This window comes from Salinimicrobium sp. TIG7-5_MAKvit (genome assembly GCF_049569215.1).
Lineage (GTDB): Bacteria > Bacteroidota > Bacteroidia > Flavobacteriales > Flavobacteriaceae > Salinimicrobium > Salinimicrobium profundisediminis.
Genome location: NZ_CP145903.1, coordinates 3,681,169 through 3,698,301, shown reverse-complemented (window position 1 = coordinate 3,698,301; position 17,133 = coordinate 3,681,169). Strand labels below are relative to the sequence as shown.

Genomic DNA, 17,133 nt, shown 5'->3' with positions numbered 1-17,133 from the left:
AAAAAGAAGGGGTTGAACTATTATTCAGTCCATAGTTTTCCCACAAAATAGGTTCGGGCTTTCCCTGCAACTTCAACCCTTTCTTTTTTATCCCTACACAAGAGTTGGCCACCGCGTTCAGACAATTGCATGGCTGTCATCTCTTTTTTACCCAGTATTTCACTCCAGTAGGGGGTGAGGGAACAATGTGCAGAACCGGTAACAGGATCTTCAAATACTGAAGCTCCCGGGGTGAAGAACCGGGAAACAAAATCACACCGGCTGCCTTTTGCAGTGACAATAACGCCGCCGGTACCCAACTCGAGTTGATCAAAATAAGAACGATCGATCTTAATATCTTTTACTTCCTGTTCGCTGTTGTAAACTAAAACATAATCGCGAGCTTTCAGAATTTCCTGTGGTTGTATGTTAAGGGAATTTTTGAGAAGCTGAGGTAAGGTGGTGGAAGCAGGTTTTCTTGCCGGGAGGTCTAGCACGTATAGATCATCGGTTACCTTTACCGTAAGGGTGCCGCTAGAGGTCTCAAAAATGATACTTTGCCCCGGATATTTCCTGATCTCTTTGAGTGCATGGGCTGTGGCAAGCGTTGCATGGCCACAAAGATCCATTTCCATTTCGGGGGTAAACCATCTAAGGTGGAAGGTATAGCCTAAATCCACGAAAAATGCCGTTTCAGCCACGGCATTTTCCCTGGCGATTTTCAGAAGGAGATCATCGGGAAGCCACTCAGATAAAGGTACTACACAGGCCGGATTTCCACTAAAAAGTCCGTTTGTAAAGGCATTGATTTGATAAACGTGTAATTGCATGGTTAAAAATAAGAATTAACCGGCAGGGATTCTGCTTTTTCAAATAGGATTTTCCTTACTCAACAGCTATACCTTCCAAAAAGGGCAAAAAATCAAATGGTTTTCATCACTTCAGAAAAGATCTTATACGACTTCAGCCTGTCGTTATGATCAAAAATGTGAGAAGCGACCATTACTTCGTTTACGCCTGTTTCCTTCAGGAATTTTGAGGTTTGCTCTTTCAATGTTTCTTTACTTCCAATAAAGGCATATTTCAGCATTCTCTGGAAAGCAGGATTTGCGGCGAGGTCTCTCAATTCGCTGTTCATTTTGACCGGAGGCTGCATATAATCTATATTTCCCGTCATTACGCCCAGCATCATTTTGATGAGGGTAGTCGAAATATTTTCGGCTTCTTCATCGGTGTCGGCTGCAATCACATTAATGCAGGCAATAGTGTAAGGCTTATCAAGGTATTTTGAAGGTTGAAACTTGTTGTAGTAGATATTGAGCGCCTCGAAAAGTTGTGCCGGGGCAAAATGGCTGGCAAAAGCATAAGGCAGGCCTTTTTCTGCAGCTACGTGAGCACTGTCTGTACTAGAACCCAATACGTAAATGGGAACATCAACTCCTTCGGCAACTGCAGCCCGCACCTGCGATTTACCATTTTCTGCTGAAAAATACTGCTGGATCTCGCTTATCTCTTCCGGAAATTTATAAACAGCCTGCATACGATCACTCCTTATGGCATGTGCCGTAACCTGATCTGTACCCGGGGCTCTTCCCAGGCCAAGGTCAATCCTGTTAGGGTAAAGGGAGCCAAGCGTTCCAAACTGTTCAGAAACTATAAGAGGTGAGTGGTTTGGCAACATGATTCCGCCGCTGCCCACTCTTATTTTTTTGGTGCCTCCGGCAATATGGCCAATAAGCACAGATGTGGCCGAACTGGCTATACTTACCATGTTGTGGTGTTCTGCCAGCCAAAACCGTGTATAGCCCATATCTTCAGCTTTTTGGGCAAGGTCAAGGCTGTCTTTAAAAGTTTGTTCAATAGAGGAACCGGCACCCACACTGGCGAGTTCTAGTATAGAATATGGAATAGAGGTGTTATTGTGAGACATAGCAAAATTCAGTTTTAATCAAAGATCGGGATAATACGAAGAATAAGAGAGAATGAAAAATAGCTTTTTTTGATGCTTCAATAGAGAATACCTCATTCGGTAAAAATTCAGATACAAGAAGGAGTTCAAAAGCTTTTTCTGAAGTTCTAAAAAAGTGCTTTTTCGATCTTCTTTACCTGAATTACTTCGGAATAAATTCAGCTCATAACAACATGCGCTAATAGCTTTCCTTCCGAAGCACTTCTAACGGCGGACTTTTAATTACGCTTATGCTGTTGGTAAGCCCAATAAATATCACCAGTAGGGTAATTGCCGGAAAGAGTACCAAAAATGGAAAAACAGAAGGCGTAAAAACACTGTCAAATAACAGCCATGCGAGCAACTGACTGCTTAACAGGGAAAGCAGGATGCCCGATAATGTTCCCAGAGTTCCTAAATAAAAATATTCCAGGGCAAGAATTTTTAGAATTTGTGAACTTCGGGCGCCAATGGTACGCAGTAAGACACTTTCTCTTATTCGCTGAAATTTGCTGGTGCGAACGGCCCCAAGAAGCACAATGATACCGGTAAAAATGCTGAAAAAGGCCATGAAATTAATGAGCCATGCAATTTTATTCAGGAGATCTTCTACGACCGAAATGATTTGCCTGAGATCAAGAATAGAGATATTAGGGAATGAACTCACAAGTTGCTGTTGTAAGGCTGCACTGGCATTATCATTGAGAACTTTTGTAGTGATCACGCGGAATTGTGGCGCATCTTCCAAAACTCCCCGCGGGAAGACTATGGTGAAATTTGGTTCCATCTGGCTCCAGTCAACCGCCCTCATACTCTTCACTTCCGTATTCATCATTACTCCCTGTACGTTGAAGGAAATTTTATCTCCAACTGCCACCTGTGCATCTTCAGCAAAATTGTCACTTATTGATATGGGGATGAGGTTAGTATCATCAACCCTGGGAATCCATTCTCCTGCGGTAAGGGTTTCAGAATTTTTTAAGGAATCGGTATAGGTCACCCTGAATTCATGATTAAGCACCCAACGGTTAATCGCCGAGGTAGAATCTTCCCTTATCTGGTTTACGGTTCTTCCTTTAATGCTTTGTACGCGCATGGTAACAATGGGAATATCATTAAGTACCGGACTCCCACTATTCTTTATTGTTTGTGCCACCGCCTTAGCCTGCCCCGTCTGCACATCCAGCAAGATCATATTTGGGCTGTTCTTTTGTGCATCTAAAGAAGCCTGGGCAAGTAAAACATCTTTAGTGAAGTAGAGTGTGCTAATTAAAAAGGTTCCCACCCCAATGGCCAGTACCAGGGTTAGGGTTTGGTTTTGAGGCCTGAATAGATTCTGAAGGCTCTGCCTTGCCGGAAAGCCCCAGGCGGCAGGGAAATTTCTTCTAATTAACTTCATAAATAGTGTGGCAACGCCCGCAAGTATTGAGAAGGTTACAACAATTCCCAGCACAAATGCCAAAGAATACTTCCAGTTTTGCAGCAGCCAGTAAGAGAAAAGAAGGATAAAGAGAAAAATGCCTGCCAGTACAGCAAGTTTTGCTTTTCCTTTTTTAGGGTTGCTGTCTGTTTGCACTCGTAGGGCCTGTAATGGGGAGACGTACAGCGTGCCAATAAGCGGAATTAAAGCAAATAAAACTGCCATAAACAGCCCCAGCAAGATCCCTAAAATGATAATTTGAGGTTTAAAACTAACCTGAATGCTTACCGGTAAAAGACCTTCGAGCAGTAATGGGAATAACTGCTGTAAAAGTAAGCCTGCGATAGTGCCAGTAATACCACCAAGAACGCCCATAGTCGCAATTTGAAGGAGGTATATCATAAAAGACTGCCTTCTTGTTGCTCCCAGGCATTTCAGGATTGCAACCGATTTCAATTTACCTTTAATGTAAATATTTATTGCACTTGCAATTCCTACACACCCAAGAAGTAAGGCTATAAAGGCCACGAGGTTGAGAAATTTCCCGAAGTTGTCATAACGCCTGCCAAGTCTTTCACTGGTAGCGGTGTGGGTGTCAAGATCGGCTTCCAGTTTGTCCAGTTGCGGGTCCAGTACTTCGTCCAGCTGTTCAAGGTCTGTATTTGCTGCTGCGGTGAAATAATAATCGTAAGAGATACGGCTCCCGGTTTGGATCAGGCCTGTTTCTTCTATAAGATGATGAGGAATAACAACAGGTGGGGCTACAGAGCTAAAGAATGAATTGCTGCCGGGAATGGATGTTAAAGCTCCGGCAATAGGTAGGGTTACTTTTCCTATTTTAATGCTGTCTCCGGGGTTTAAGTTGAACTGGCGCATTGCAGTGGCATCAACCAAAGCGCCACCGGTTTGCTGATAAGTCTTTCCTGCCGTAGCAGGGCGGGTTTCCAGCTCTCCATAAAAAGGGAAATCGCCTTCAATTCCTCTTACCTGCACCAGCCTGGTTGTGCCATTTCCAGGAAAGGCAGCCATCGAGGTAAAACTTATTTCCCTGGCAGGGGCACCTCCTAAAGAATCAATGATAGAAAGTACTTCAGGAGTGGGAGCCTGGTCAAGGTCAATTTTATAATCGGCACCCATCATGGCTTTAGATTGCAGGGCGATATTGTCTTTAAGGCTTTCTCCAAAAGATTGTATAGAAACCACGGCAGCAATACCCAAAATAATCGAGGCCATGAAAAGGCTCAGTTTGCGGCCACTTGCTTTTCCGTCGCGCCAGGCCATTTTTATTAGCCAATAGAAGCTCCCGGTGTTAGTGCTGCTCATGAGTCTCTACAATTTTTCCACCTTTGAGGTGCAGAATACGCTGTGTCATTTTTGCGAGCTCAAGGTCGTGCGTTACGATGATCAACGTGGTTCCTGCCTGTTTGTTGAGCTCAAACAACAATTCAATAATTTTTTCTCCTGTTTCGGCATCGAGGTTTCCTGTGGGTTCATCGGCAAAGAGGATGGTGGGCCGGTTCGAAAAAGCCCTGGCTACTGCTACCCGCTGTTGTTCACCGCCCGAAAGCTGTGAAGGATAATGATCAAATCGGCCGCCCAGGCCAACTTTTTCGAGCAGATCTTTTCCAATTTCCGAAGCATTTTTATCACCCTGTAGCTCAAGCGGTACAGCGACATTTTCTAAAGCCGTTAAAGTGGGAAGTAACTGAAAATCCTGAAAGACAAACCCTACCTTTTGATTGCGGAGTACTGCCCGCTCATCTTCTGAAAGCGCAGTCAACCCGGTGCCGCAGAGTTCAATACTGCCGCTATCGGGCCTGTCAAGCCCGGCACAAAGCCCCAACAAGGTGGTCTTTCCACTGCCCGAAGGCCCCACAATAGCAAAGGTTTCTTTCTCTTCAACATCAAAGCTTATGTCGTGGAGCACGGTAAGCAACTTCGAGCCGCTCGAAAAGCTTTTCTTCAGGTTGTGCACGTTCAATATTTTTGTCATCTTTAGTTCGCTTTCAAAAAAAGCAAAATAAGAAATGATTTTCACTTCAAGCCTGTAGCCATGAGAAACCTGTTGTTTTTGCCATTTTTGACACTGCTGTTATTTTCTTCCTGTAAACAAACCGAAAAAGAAGCGCATGAGGCTGAGATAAATGTTGCTTCGGAAGTTGAAAATGAAACCGAAGATACTGATGCTCCTGAAGATGCTGGAGACACTGGTACTATTCTGTTTTTTGGAGACAGCCTTACCGCAGCCATGGGTCTTGATCCTGCTGAAGGTTACCCGGCAGAAATTCAGAAGATCATCGATTCCCTTGGGCTTAATTACAGAGTGGTAAATGCCGGACTCAGCGGAGAAACCACTGCGGCCGGAAAGAACAGGATCAACTGGGTGCTTAACAAGGAGGTTGATGTTTTTGTACTGGCTCTTGGTGCTAATGATGGCCTTCGCGGCATCGCGGTAGAGGAGACCTGGAAGAACCTGCAGGCCATTATTGAGATGGTGCGGCAAAAAAATCCTGATGTTGAGATCGTCCTTGCCGGAATGCAGATCCCACCGAATTTAGGAACAGAATACACTACAGATTTTAAGGAACTCTTCCCCGAACTGGCCCGGCAAAACAATGTTCATCTTATTCCTTTTTTACTGGAAGGAGTGGCAGGTGATCCAGCGCTTAACCAGCAGGATGGGATTCACCCAACAGCCGAAGGTTATGATATTGTAGCTATGAACGTGTGGGAAGTTCTTGAGCAGGTAATTACAGAAAAAAATTAGGTGTCAAAAATGCCATTTTTGACAGGTCTTTCGCAATGTGTTATTAGTTGTAGTGCTTTTATTATTCAGTCCCATATTCCCGGGCGGTTAACTTGCATTGCTCTTAAGTAAGAAAGAAATTGGCCTGCGTGAACAGATTCATGATAACCTATTCTTAACAAGTATTTTCCCAGGATTTTCATTTCTCCATTTCCGGGATGAATAATATGGGTTTCACTTAATTCGGGATCAGAAAATTTTTGAATACTTTCTAAAAATGTTTTTCTATAGGGTTCGGCAAATTCCAGTTCGTCAGAAACACTAAGAAAAGGTCTATTTTCCCATGGTGTTTTATAATTCAACATACTTCCATTGTTGATTATAATATTCCATCCATAATCGGCTTCTAAAACGTGCCTGACCATTTCTATTGCAGTCATTGCTTTTTCGTCAGGTTTCCAATTGTAATAGCTTTTAGGAAGTGCTTTCCAAATCTTAATACTTTTTTGCTTTATTTCTGTAAGATTTAAAATTATAAGTTCCGATTGGGTCATTTTCTTAAATTTTAAAAAATATCTTTTATCTTACAGCTAACGTCAAGGGTAACGCAAGTGCGGAATAAGGAAGTGTTTACCTTCAGTTAAAACCGGCTGTTTCTTATGGTAATAAATGTAGGAAATTAGTTCTTCAAAAAGCCATTTTTGGATAGGCATTGTTGGTAAATCGTTTTTTATTCAGGTCGTTTTAATTCCAACCTTTTCAAACAACTTTTTCATTTCTATAATATCAGATTCTTTCTTCATCTCCATTAAATCTCTAAACTTTCAATTTCTCAGTTTTAGGCTGAACCTTTTTCGTCCAAAAATTTGCTTTTCAGTTAGCATACTGATGTCCGATATATCAAGTTTGTCAGATGCCGTTTTCTTTAGTCGCTGATAAATAAGAATGCCCGTTGAAGTTATTCCAAGGATTATCCAAATAAACCCCATCCATTTTAACTGCTTTTCGTTTAATACGAACAGAGGAAAAAGAAGAGAATTAATTGAAGTAAAAATCAACGCCATTTTCATTAGAAAATATTGTTGTTTTAATCCGTCTTTAATTTCAATTGTTTTTTCGTTTTCGTTGAATTTAATCTTCATAATTGGGTTTCATTAAATTCTGACTAACGTCAAATTTAATTATTATTTGTTCCAAACCTTTCAATGGTCGGCTCTCACCAACTTTCAGGGTCCTTTTTTTATGAAAAAAATCCAGAATTTTGACGTTAGCCGGAGAAATTAATGGAGTTTCTTCATGTGGGGAATGTTTGCCAACTTCCGAATAAAAATAAAAAACTATAAAGAATAATCAGGGTTGATGTGACTCAGGATGTTGGCCTTTGTCTATTTTTTCTTCGGCCCATTCCTTTTCTTCTTCATCGGGTTCTTCGGTTTCACCATTGCCATTTTTCTCTACGTCTTCAGGTTGATAGACAAGTTTAATGAACATAGGGAAGTGGTCTGACCCCATTTTTTCCAGTCTTTTTAAGCTGAGCAGCAGAAAATCGCTGCTGTGGAAAACGTGATCTAACGGCCACCTGAAAACGGGATATTTTGCATGAAAAGTATTGTAAAAGCCACGACCAATACGCGGATCAAGAAGTCCGCTTAAACGAAGGAAAAGTTTTGTGGTTCTTGACCAGGCCACATCGTTAAGATCTCCAAAGACGAGCGTAGAATTTTTACCATCTATTTCTCTTCCAACCAGCAGTAGCTCTGCATCGCGGTTTGTAGAAGTATCATCTTCTGAAGGGCTTGGAGGCTTGGGGTGAAGACAGTGAATATTGACCTTTTCTCCCGATCTTAGTTTTACCTTACCGTGGATTGAAGGAATTTCTTCTGAAATGATATATTTAACATCAATATCCTCCAGCTCAAGTTTTGAGTAGAGGTGCATTCCGTAGAGGTTTTCAAGCGGAATTTTCACCGTATAGGGATATTCTTCTTCTATACGACTTAGCTCTTTTTCCCATGTTTTATCACTTTCCAGGGTAAGAACAAGGTCGGGGTTCTCCCGATTTATGAGTTTAACGAGCTTATCGTATTTAGTATTGGTTGTAAGTACATTGCTCACAAGTATTGACACCTGTCTTTCTACCTCCTTTCCCCGGTATACTTTTACCTGTTTTGAAGCCAGGTAAGTGTAGGGATAGATCTTTGTTGCCTGGTAAATAAAACTTAATCCTACCACCACGGTTATGATCGTCTCCCATATAGAACTAAAGTCGAAAGCTACGGCATTGTAGATGATCACCGCAAGGATAAGAACACTTATCTGCAATCTGGGAAAATCGAAATCTCTAATCCACCACTGGTCAAATCGGCTTATTGAGGCCGCTGTGGGAAACAGGATAATAAAACTGAGGATGTAAGCAGTTACTTCTGCAATATTCATATTCTTGTTTAAGATGGCTGCTTCAAATATACTGTTTTGTGTTTATTTGAAAACCTGCACAGTTCTTTTCTTGCTGAATTCTTTTAAACTCAAGCTGCTAAGGGTGCAGCAGCGGGAAATATTGAAATAAAAAATCTCAAACGTTTTCGTTTTTTTTAGTGAATTACGGTTTTCCGTAATAGAACCTGAATTGTTTGTCTTAATTTTGGGGCAAAGAAAGTCATTAAAGTGGGTTTACCTGTTCAAAGAGCGATGTTTCAGAAGGTACTTGTAGCAGAAGATATTGACAGTATTAACCTGGCAGTCACCGGATTACTGAATGATCTTGGAATATGCACGGTAGAACATGCCCAATATTGCGATGAAGCCTGGTTGCTTTTTAAAAAGGCAAAAAGGGAAGGGAGTCCATTTGATCTTCTTATTTGCGACCTTTCTTTCAGGCCCGATCATCGTCCTGAGAAATTAAGGTCAGGTAAAGAATTGATTTCCGCGGTTAAAGAAGAAGACCCCGATTTAAAGGTGTTGGTAAACACTATTGAAGATAATCCACAAACTGTTCGTACCCTTTGGGAATCGGGAAATATTGATGGATATGTCTCTAAAGACCGGCATGGCATGCGCGACCTCAGGGAAGCAATTCAGGCGGTCAACAAAGGTGATAAGTACAATTCTTTGCGTATTGAAAGACTTTTGAGAGACGACACTATTTTAATTCTGGGAGACTGGGAGATGGAACTTTTAAAGTCTATTGCTACAGGTTACACGCAGGATGAAATAGAGGGGGATTTTAAAACAAGGGGAATCACACCAAACAGCAGGAGTTCTATAGAAAAAAGACTAAAAGAGCTTCGCGAAGATTTTGGAGCCAATACAACCCCACATTTAGTGGGTATATTGAAAGATCTTAAATTGATCTAACTAGATAAAGAAAGGCCGTCATTTTCTGCCATGCTTCCGGGAATGTAGGGTAACCGGAATGCTCGTAGAGAAGGCGGCTTCTTTTTTAGCTTTTACTTTCTTATCGAGATATCTTCATGGATATGATTTCGTATAGAAAACAGGAATACTTCACAATTACTGCAGCCAATCTTTAAAATCTTTCACGCGTTCCCGGCTTACTATGATCTGTTCCTCATTGTAATTTTTCAGTTTTACTTCAAGCCGCATATTTGAATAGGTGAGTATGTCTTCAATAGCCTCCATTGCGATTATGAATTTTCTACTTACCCTAAAGAATTTTTCAGGATCTAATTCAGGCTCCAGCTTGTCCAGGCTGCCATCCAGCAGGTAGCTTCTGTTTCCGGAAGTATGGAGGTAGCTGGCTTTATTTTCGGAATAAAAACAAACAACTTCTGAAACATCTATGAGTTTTAAATGCTGCCCCACCTGTATGGAGAAACGCTTCTTAAAATCTGAACCGGAAATGTTTAGTAGAGATTTCAGCTCATTAAAACTTACATTAACGCCTCTTTTTTGATGGTTGTTTTGAAACTTTTTAACAGCGGCTGCCAGCTCTTCGTCATCAATAGGCTTCAGGAGGTAATCTATACTATTTAGCTTGAAAGCCTGCAGTGCATATTCGTCATAGGCAGTGGTAAATATTATGGGACTTTTAATCTCAATATCTTCAAAGATTTCGAAGGAAAGCCCATCGCTCAACTGTATGTCCAAAAAGATTAAATCGGGGTGCTGGTTTTCTAAAAACCAATCGCGGGCTTCCTCAACAGAATGCAGGGTGGTTCTTACTTTTACTCCCAGGTTCTCCAGCATGCGCTGCAACCTTCGCGCAGATGGTTTTTCGTCTTCAACAATAACTGCTTGTATCATCTATAAAAATTTATTCCCAGGTCTTTCTCTGTTCCTTATCCATAAGCTCCCTGATTTTTCGCTCTTCCCAGTTCTTTCCGAAGAAAACATCGGGACCAAAGACATTCCACCAATGAAAAAATAGTCCAATTCCCCAAAAGAAGGCAGTGAAGTAATTACCCAGATCCTGCATGCCTTCAATTAAGCCTTTTCCTCTTGTATTCACTGCAATAATGGCAATATTAATAAACAGGTACACCAGCATGTGGACATAAAATCCTTTAATTTTTTTCACCCTCTTTTGAGCGAGTTGATACTGAAAGGATTTATCATTTGTTTCCATTAGTTCCAGGTTTTTGTGCATTGTTTTTCTTTTTCCATCAATTCCTGTATTTTTCGTTCTTCCCAGTTGGCACCGTAACCAAAGACCGAGAAGCCATGAATTACAAGTCCAAGACCCCAGCCTGCCATTGGAAACCAGAACCACTTGAAGTCCCAATAAGTATAGTAGTTAACTAAAACGAGCCCAGGGATCACGAGACAGTAAGAGATTAAATTACCGTAGAATTCCTTAATCTCTTTTACTCGTCGCTTAGCTTTAAAATATGCATTGTTTTCTGATATATTTTCTGTTTTCATGATGTTGATTTGTTTGGTAAGTATCGGAATTTTTACTGAAAATTTCTGTGAGTCTTTAATAATCTGGACTTCCCGTCGGGTTACAAGACCATACCGGCTAACGATGTTTTGTAGCCCTACCCCCGCACGTTTTTGTAAAACATCTTTTTCCTGAAGGTTATTCTCCAGCACCAGGTAACCGTTTTCTTCAAATATTTTAATGCGCAGAGGTTTGTTTTCACTCACTACGTTGTGTTTTATAGTATTTTCGAGCAAGAGTTGTAAAGACAACGGAACAACCTTGGCTTCCGGGGAAGACAGTTGCCCGGGAACCTCAAAATAAATGCTGTTTTCAAACCTCATTTTTAAAAGGTTTATATAGGTCACCGCAAATTTAATTTCCTCCTCAAGGTCTACCAGCTCCTTGTTTTTTTGCTCCAGTACATACCTGTAAATCTTGGAAAGACCGGTAGTGAATTTTTGTGCCTGCTCCGGATTTTCTTCAATAAGGGAAGTAAGTACGTTAAGACTATTGAATAAAAAATGCGGATCAATTTGATTCTTAAGGCTCTCAAATTTAGCTGAAGCATTTCCTGCAATAATTTTTTGTTCTGTAACTCTTTTATCCTGAAGTGCTTTATAAAAATACACCAGATGAAAAATAAGCGATATAAAGGCAGTTAAGGATAAGGGAAAAAGATAATAACTCAGCTTTTCATTGGCTAAGAAATGCTGTACCGTGAAGCCCTGGAAAAGCGTCTCATCTATAAGCCTGCAAAGAAAAAAGCCTATCATTGTAAGCACAATTGAACCTACAGCTGCCAAAATAATCCTCATTAAATTCGCTCCCTGCCATCCAATCTTCCTGGCAAAAAGGTTGAAGTATGTGGAGTTTAGGGCAGTAAGAACGAAAGAATAAAAAAAGTATGTTCCCCAAACACTCCAGTCCATTATGTTTTCCCAACGGTGTGCACCAAAAAGGCTATTTATGAGAACGAGTCCTGCACAAATAATAATTGAGATCTTTATGATTTTGAGGATTTCTTTCACTTTTTAGTATTTAGATGAGCTAATTTCGGTTTCTTTTCCGGTTTTTTAAATATATTTTTTCTGGGGTACTGTTAAAGACTACTTGTTGTTACATGTCTGTTCAATGAGCTTTTTCATTCTTTCTTCCCCCCATGCGGGAGCCACTGTGGGAGCGTGATCTTCTTCTGCAAAGAGCTCAAGCCCTGCTTCTAAAGTAGGACAATATTTAGTGGGGTCTTCACCATAATATGCTGCAGTGCCCATATCCCATTCAGTTTTTGAGAGAAATAACCGGGGGTTGTCTGGGGCTAATTTAGAAGCTTCAGAATAAATTCCTGAAATCACAGGCGCCAGTTTCATTCCGTAGGTTGAAGGGTCTATGGTTAGCCTTGAGGTGTGTAACATGGCCTGAAGGATCATGATCTCTACTTTATCGGCATTGCGGTTTTTTGCTTTGTCAAGTAAATTCTGGGCTTCTGTAAGCATTTGTTCTTTTTGGACTCTGTTGGTCACAGGGAAGCTTTCTACGATCTTAATTTGTGATGCATAATAATAGGGAAGCCAATTTTCTGCTTCGGCGCCGGCAATACGTTCAAAAAGATTGGCTGCCTCTTCGGGTTTTTGATCTTCCCATAACTCCAGGGCTCTGGTCATTTCCTGCTCATATTGTGTCTGGGCGTTTAAACCAATAGCAGTAAAAAGGGAGAGGGCGATAGTGATGATAAATGCTTGCATAATGAGGTGGTTTTACGGTTAATATTAAAATGTATTTCGAAATTGCAGTTTTTTTGTTCAAGCCTGAATTCATTTTTACTGAACTGTAATATTTTAATGATGAGCTGAAACCTTTAGAGATTTTCCAGTTGATTTTTGCTTTTATTACTGCTGATGGTCCAGAAGAACCCGACAAAGAAGAACCTATCGGCTGCCGGGGTAATTGCCTGCCTCTCAAAAATGCCATTTTCGTCAGCCGTTTTTGCGTAATCATAGTTAAAGACGTTCCTGCTACCCAAAACATTGGAGACAGAGAAATAAATGATCTTTTGCTGACTAAGTAGATATGCCCAGTTAAAGCTGAGGCTATTGTAGTTTTTCGTTTTCCTATTCATAAATCCTGAAGTATTGGGATCTTCATAAGGCCTTCCCGAAGCGAAGGTATAGGTAAGACCCGCCTGACTCCTTAATTCCTCAATCCAATATTTTGTCACCAGGCATACTGTGTGGTTGGCGACAAATTGAGGAGTGGTCTTTACCGGGTAATTTCTAAAATCCCGTTGTGAGTCAATGAAACTGTAAGAGATCCAATACTGCAGGTTTTCGACACTTTTATCATCCCTAAAAAAGAAATCAGCACCACGGGCGTAACCGTATCCTTCATTGGTATAAGCACTATTATAGCCGGGTTCGGGCGTATTGAACTTAACGAGATCATTGTATTCTATGTGATATGCTTCTGCCCGTAAAATGTAACCGGGGCGGCTCCATTGATAATTCAAAATGTAATGTGTAGCGGTCTCCGGAGCTAGGGTTTGATCAAATTTCAGTAAATCATTTTCAGGCTGTTGCAGGTATTGTCCGTAGGCCAGGGAAAGTTGTCCGTCTTTTCCGGTTTTCATAGCCATTGAAAGTCGGGGTAACCAGTAAAACTGTTTTCTTAAGTCCAGATAAGTACTTCGAAAACCCGTTTTGAGCGCAAATTTTTTACTGAATATAAAATCGGCTTCAGCAAATCCTGCTGAAACTTCCGGTTTAATCTGAAGCTCTTCAGGGTTTTCAGAAGCAATAAAATCTTCAGAAAAAGTTTTATAGATATACTCTCCTCCGAAGTGAAGTTTGATGCGATTGATGAACCTTTTGCTCATTTTCAGTTTTAAATTTGCAGCCAATTCCCGATTTTCAATTTGGGTGAGGTCTATATTAAATTTGTTGTGGCTGTATGAGGCGCTTACTCCGGGGTTAAAACTTCAGCCATTCCCAAGAGCCGACTTGTAGGAAAGGTTGGTGTAGAGGTTTTCATTTTTCAGGCTAAAGTTTACCGGCTGGGGTTGGTCAATATCGGGTTGTAGTACTTCGAGGTTGGTAAGCTCATAAGCTGTATACCACTTAAAAATGCCATTTTTGCTGTGCTTTCTGTAAACACTTTCACTGCTAAAACTCTGGTATGGTTTTTTAAATTTTGCCTGCTCATTATTGGGCACCAATTTAAGATAGGGGGAAAGGTTGATGTAACCTGTATTTAAAGAGAGGGAAGATTTTTGCCATTTTTGAGTGTGCCCCAGCCCGCCACCCACACTCATGAGCGAAATATTGGTTTCAGTTTGGTCTGGTTCGGCAATAGTATTCAGGAGTAAAACCCCTGAGAGTGCCTGTCCATATTCGGCTGAATAGCCACCTGTAGAAAAAGTTATTCCGTCGAAAAGAAAAGGGGAGTATCTCCCGCGACTGGGTAGGTTATTAGCAGAAGAAGTATAGGGTCGGAACACCCTGAGCCCATCAATAAATACAGAAGTTTTCCGGCTGTACCTCCTCTCACAAAAAGACGGCCATCTTCTCCTACCGGCTGAGTGCCGGGAAGGGTTTGTAAAGCGGCCATAAGATCTCCTGCCACCCCTGCCGTGGTAACTACATCAAGAGGTTTTAACACAGTGACTTTAGAGTTATCTCCCGCAGAAAATGTGCCGGCGCTAAGAGTTCAGCATCAAGAGCCGTAACATCTTCCCTGAGCTTTATAAACAGGTGCTGCGCAGTGTTTACCTGTTTTTGGTAGAAAAAGAGAATTCTCCAAAAGAGTTTGTAGTGGCACCATCATAAGTTCCTTCCAGGTAAACGTTGGCACCGGCAATTGGCTGCTCGTTCCGGTCGGTTACTTTTCCGGAAATTTGATTCTGGGCCTGCAACGAAAATGTAAGGACCATTCCCAACAATGTAAATACCGACTTCATCTTATTAATTTTTATAAAGATGAACAGCTTACAATGTTTGCAGAACTAAATTCTACTGAATTGAAGGATTTTAAAGATGAAGTGTGTTTTTAGAGGAAAGTAGTTTTTCTGGGTAGAGTTAGAGCAAAAACCAGAAGATGAAAATTATAGTTCCAAGACTAATAATTCCGGTGAAGATCAATTGTCCTTTCAAAAATAGCCAATCCCAGTTGATTTGTGCAAGATATGCCTCAAGGAAAACTTTTTTGTATAATCGTTTTTCTCTTAATCTCATAATTGTGGTATTTGGTTATAGCTATAGAAGCAATACCAATTCCATTTTGAAGAAGCAAGAAGAATAAATACTATGAAACACCTAAAGCTATATATGGTGAAGAGGCTTAAACTCCTTATTTACAATAGATTGCGTTTTGTGTAAGTGGTTTCATACAACCCTGTCGATATGTAAATTTCTCCATATAATAATGGCTGAACATGGGGATTTAGACAATAGATTAACAAAAAATGATGAATTTTTCCACAGAAAGGTGTAGACTAGATAAGAACTAAATTTCTTTGTGTTATTCTCTCAGTGGCTTGCTCACAAAAAAAGAGGCTCCTTTCGAAGCCTCTTGATTGTCAATCTCTAATTGGATTAGAGAGATTTGAGTTCTTTTAATTCTGGTTATTTTCTTCTGATAATCGCAGGCACCTTATCAAGGTACATTCTCTGGTAGTAAGGTTCAAACATTTCTCCGTCTCCTACAATTTTCAGGGTGCTTTCTGATCTTTTTTGTTGGGCAGAAGCTGCGGCGGCTGTTGAGATTCCCTGTATATGGTTTAAAGCTGCCTGTAAAAATGGTTCATCGGGACTTCCCAGTGTTCCAAGATTATTAATGTCTTCCCTCATTTCTACATCGGGTTTCAAGCCGTTAAAGTAATCGGATTTTCCATTGGCGTTGGCCGATTTTAGTACAAGCGGCTGTAGGGCATAGGTGTGGTTCTTATTAACTTCGGTATCTTTTGAAAAGTCTTCACTGTCATACAAGGTTACCGAAGCCTGAAATTTACCAGTTGTTGTTTCGCCTATCTGTACTACCTCAATGTAAGGTTCAAGTCCGTTGATGATAAGTTCACTGGCCGAAGCTGTACTCACTGTAGTTAAAACATACACTTTTGAAAGGTTAAGACTGTTTATGGTCTCACCGGTTCTTATTTTGCTGTCAAATAGATTCAGCAGTCTTTCGGGAGCATTTTCTTCAAAATATTTCTGGTAAGTCTCATTCCACATTTCCTGCATAAATACCTCTCCTTCAAATTGACCTGTGATCATGCTGGCAAGATCTACGGCAGATTCTACATCTCCACCGCCATTGTACCTAAGATCAAGAATGAGTTCATCAACGCCCTGGCTTTTAAGTTCGCCAAAAGCCTGGTTCAATTCGTCATCAAAGTTCCCAATAAAGCTGTTATACATTAGGTATCCCACCTGTATCCCGTCTACTTCAAGAGTTTTCACCACTTGAACCGGGTTTGCAGTGTATGAGGAATGATCAAGAGTAACAGTTTCGTCTGTAAGTACCAGCGTGTTATTTTCCACTTTTCCAATGTTTATGGTGAGGGAGTTTGAATCGAGTAGAGACTCGAGGTTGTTTAAGGTGATTTTTTCTCCGTTTATTTCTGTAAAAACAGTTCCGCGGGTAAGACCGGCTTCGGCAGCAGGAGTATTAGGAATAACATACTGAAGAAATCCGAAGAGGTAATTGGTACCGGTAATTCTACCCAGACCAAAATCCATTCCAGCTGTGCTGCTGCTTACGCCGTTAAATTGATCTTCAAGCGCCTTATAGTCATCTGTAATAAAGCTGAATTTATCGCTGGAAGACTTAAGACTCTCAAAAAGGGATTCCGGAGTGCTGAAGCCAGCAAGATAATCGAGTTTTTCATCTTCAGAATTAAAATAATTATCGGCCAGAACATCAACATCTGCTTTATAAAGGTAGATCTCGTTCATTCCCGAATAGATGAAGTCTTCGACTTCCAGCTCCTGTGCCACCACATTTTCCTCAGGATTCTTCGATGTAGGTTCTTTTTCAAGAACTTCATCATCTTTAGAACAGGATGTGAAAATGAAGGCAAACGCGGCAAATAGTAAGGTGAAGTTTTTAATCTTCATATAAATGTGAGTTTTAGTAGTTAGGTAGATACTTAAAAAGCTGTGTGTTTACTT

The 17,133-nt window shown here is 40.8% G+C and carries 18 protein-coding genes; 2 read left to right on the top strand and 16 right to left on the bottom strand.

Annotated features, from left to right (window positions below):
* Positions 1–20: 20 nt before the first annotated feature.
* The 4 genes from V5739_RS16590 to V5739_RS16575 all read right to left on the bottom strand — a co-directional run bounded on the left by V5739_RS16590 (position 21) and on the right by V5739_RS16575 (position 5,340).
* On the bottom strand, positions 21–809 hold the full coding sequence (locus tag V5739_RS16590) for a PhzF family phenazine biosynthesis protein (RefSeq protein ID WP_423819084.1): 789 nt from the start codon (positions 807–809) through the stop codon (positions 21–23).
* Between the two features lie 92 nt (positions 810–901).
* Positions 902–1,909 carry an LLM class flavin-dependent oxidoreductase gene (locus tag V5739_RS16585; protein ID WP_423819083.1) on the bottom strand — a complete coding sequence of 336 codons (1,008 nt, stop codon included), beginning with the start codon at positions 1,907–1,909 and terminating at the stop codon, positions 902–904.
* A gap of 217 nt (positions 1,910–2,126) precedes the next feature.
* The gene (locus V5739_RS16580; RefSeq protein ID WP_423819082.1) at positions 2,127–4,670 is read right to left on the bottom strand and encodes an ABC transporter permease; all 2,544 of its coding nucleotides are present in this window, start codon (positions 4,668–4,670) and stop codon (positions 2,127–2,129) included.
* Positions 4,657–5,340, bottom strand: a complete 684-nt coding sequence (locus V5739_RS16575; RefSeq protein ID WP_423819081.1) for an ABC transporter ATP-binding protein — start codon at positions 5,338–5,340, stop codon at positions 4,657–4,659. Before V5739_RS16575 ends, V5739_RS16580 begins: the two co-directional genes overlap by 14 nt.
* Positions 5,341–5,400: 60 nt before the next feature.
* On the opposite strand from V5739_RS16575, the gene V5739_RS16570 reads away from it, so the two are divergent.
* Positions 5,401–6,114, top strand: a complete 714-nt coding sequence (locus V5739_RS16570) for an arylesterase (protein ID WP_423819080.1) — start codon at positions 5,401–5,403, stop codon at positions 6,112–6,114.
* Between the two features lie 65 nt (positions 6,115–6,179).
* Here the strand turns inward: V5739_RS16570 and V5739_RS16565 are convergent, their stop codons facing one another.
* The 3 genes from V5739_RS16565 to V5739_RS16555 all read right to left on the bottom strand — a co-directional run bounded on the left by V5739_RS16565 (position 6,180) and on the right by V5739_RS16555 (position 8,529).
* Positions 6,180–6,647, bottom strand: a complete 468-nt coding sequence (locus tag V5739_RS16565; RefSeq protein ID WP_423819079.1) for a DinB family protein — start codon at positions 6,645–6,647, stop codon at positions 6,180–6,182.
* 270 nt (positions 6,648–6,917) lie between these two features.
* Complete coding sequence (locus V5739_RS16560) at positions 6,918–7,235, bottom strand: hypothetical protein (protein ID WP_423819078.1); 318 nt, start codon at positions 7,233–7,235, stop codon at positions 6,918–6,920.
* A gap of 208 nt (positions 7,236–7,443) precedes the next feature.
* Positions 7,444–8,529: an endonuclease/exonuclease/phosphatase family protein gene (locus V5739_RS16555; RefSeq protein ID WP_423819077.1), complete on the bottom strand. Its 1,086-nt coding sequence runs from the start codon at positions 8,527–8,529 to the stop codon at positions 7,444–7,446.
* A gap of 252 nt (positions 8,530–8,781) precedes the next feature.
* On the opposite strand from V5739_RS16555, the gene V5739_RS16550 reads away from it, so the two are divergent.
* Positions 8,782–9,447 (top strand): response regulator, encoded by a 666-nt coding sequence (locus tag V5739_RS16550; protein ID WP_423819076.1) that lies wholly within the window; start codon positions 8,782–8,784, stop codon positions 9,445–9,447.
* A gap of 156 nt (positions 9,448–9,603) precedes the next feature.
* Here the strand turns inward: V5739_RS16550 and V5739_RS16545 are convergent, their stop codons facing one another.
* From V5739_RS16545 to V5739_RS16505, 9 genes are all read right to left on the bottom strand, one after another.
* Positions 9,604–10,353, bottom strand: a complete 750-nt coding sequence (locus V5739_RS16545) for a LytR/AlgR family response regulator transcription factor (protein WP_423820506.1) — start codon at positions 10,351–10,353, stop codon at positions 9,604–9,606.
* 13 nt (positions 10,354–10,366) lie between these two features.
* Positions 10,367–10,678, bottom strand: coding sequence for a 2TM domain-containing protein (locus V5739_RS16540; RefSeq protein WP_423819075.1), 312 nt, complete (start codon positions 10,676–10,678; stop codon positions 10,367–10,369).
* Positions 10,678–12,003 (bottom strand): 2TM domain-containing protein, encoded by a 1,326-nt coding sequence (locus tag V5739_RS16535; protein ID WP_423819074.1) that lies wholly within the window; start codon positions 12,001–12,003, stop codon positions 10,678–10,680. The genes V5739_RS16540 and V5739_RS16535 overlap by 1 nt, the downstream gene beginning before the upstream one ends.
* Before the next feature lie 78 nt (positions 12,004–12,081).
* On the bottom strand, positions 12,082–12,717 hold the full coding sequence (locus V5739_RS16530; protein ID WP_345598690.1) for a hypothetical protein: 636 nt from the start codon (positions 12,715–12,717) through the stop codon (positions 12,082–12,084).
* 113 nt (positions 12,718–12,830) lie between these two features.
* Entirely contained in the window at positions 12,831–13,844 is a 1,014-nt protein-coding gene (locus V5739_RS16525) for a hypothetical protein (RefSeq protein WP_423819073.1), read from the bottom strand.
* Between the two features lie 102 nt (positions 13,845–13,946).
* On the bottom strand, positions 13,947–14,465 hold the full coding sequence (locus tag V5739_RS16520) for a hypothetical protein (protein ID WP_423819072.1): 519 nt from the start codon (positions 14,463–14,465) through the stop codon (positions 13,947–13,949).
* A gap of 267 nt (positions 14,466–14,732) precedes the next feature.
* The gene (locus V5739_RS16515) at positions 14,733–14,924 is read right to left on the bottom strand and encodes a carboxypeptidase-like regulatory domain-containing protein (RefSeq protein WP_423819071.1); all 192 of its coding nucleotides are present in this window, start codon (positions 14,922–14,924) and stop codon (positions 14,733–14,735) included.
* 118 nt (positions 14,925–15,042) lie between these two features.
* The gene (locus V5739_RS16510; protein WP_423819070.1) at positions 15,043–15,198 is read right to left on the bottom strand and encodes a hypothetical protein; all 156 of its coding nucleotides are present in this window, start codon (positions 15,196–15,198) and stop codon (positions 15,043–15,045) included.
* A gap of 390 nt (positions 15,199–15,588) precedes the next feature.
* Entirely contained in the window at positions 15,589–17,079 is a 1,491-nt protein-coding gene (locus tag V5739_RS16505; RefSeq protein WP_423819069.1) for a S41 family peptidase, read from the bottom strand.
* Positions 17,080–17,133 lie beyond the last annotated feature (54 nt).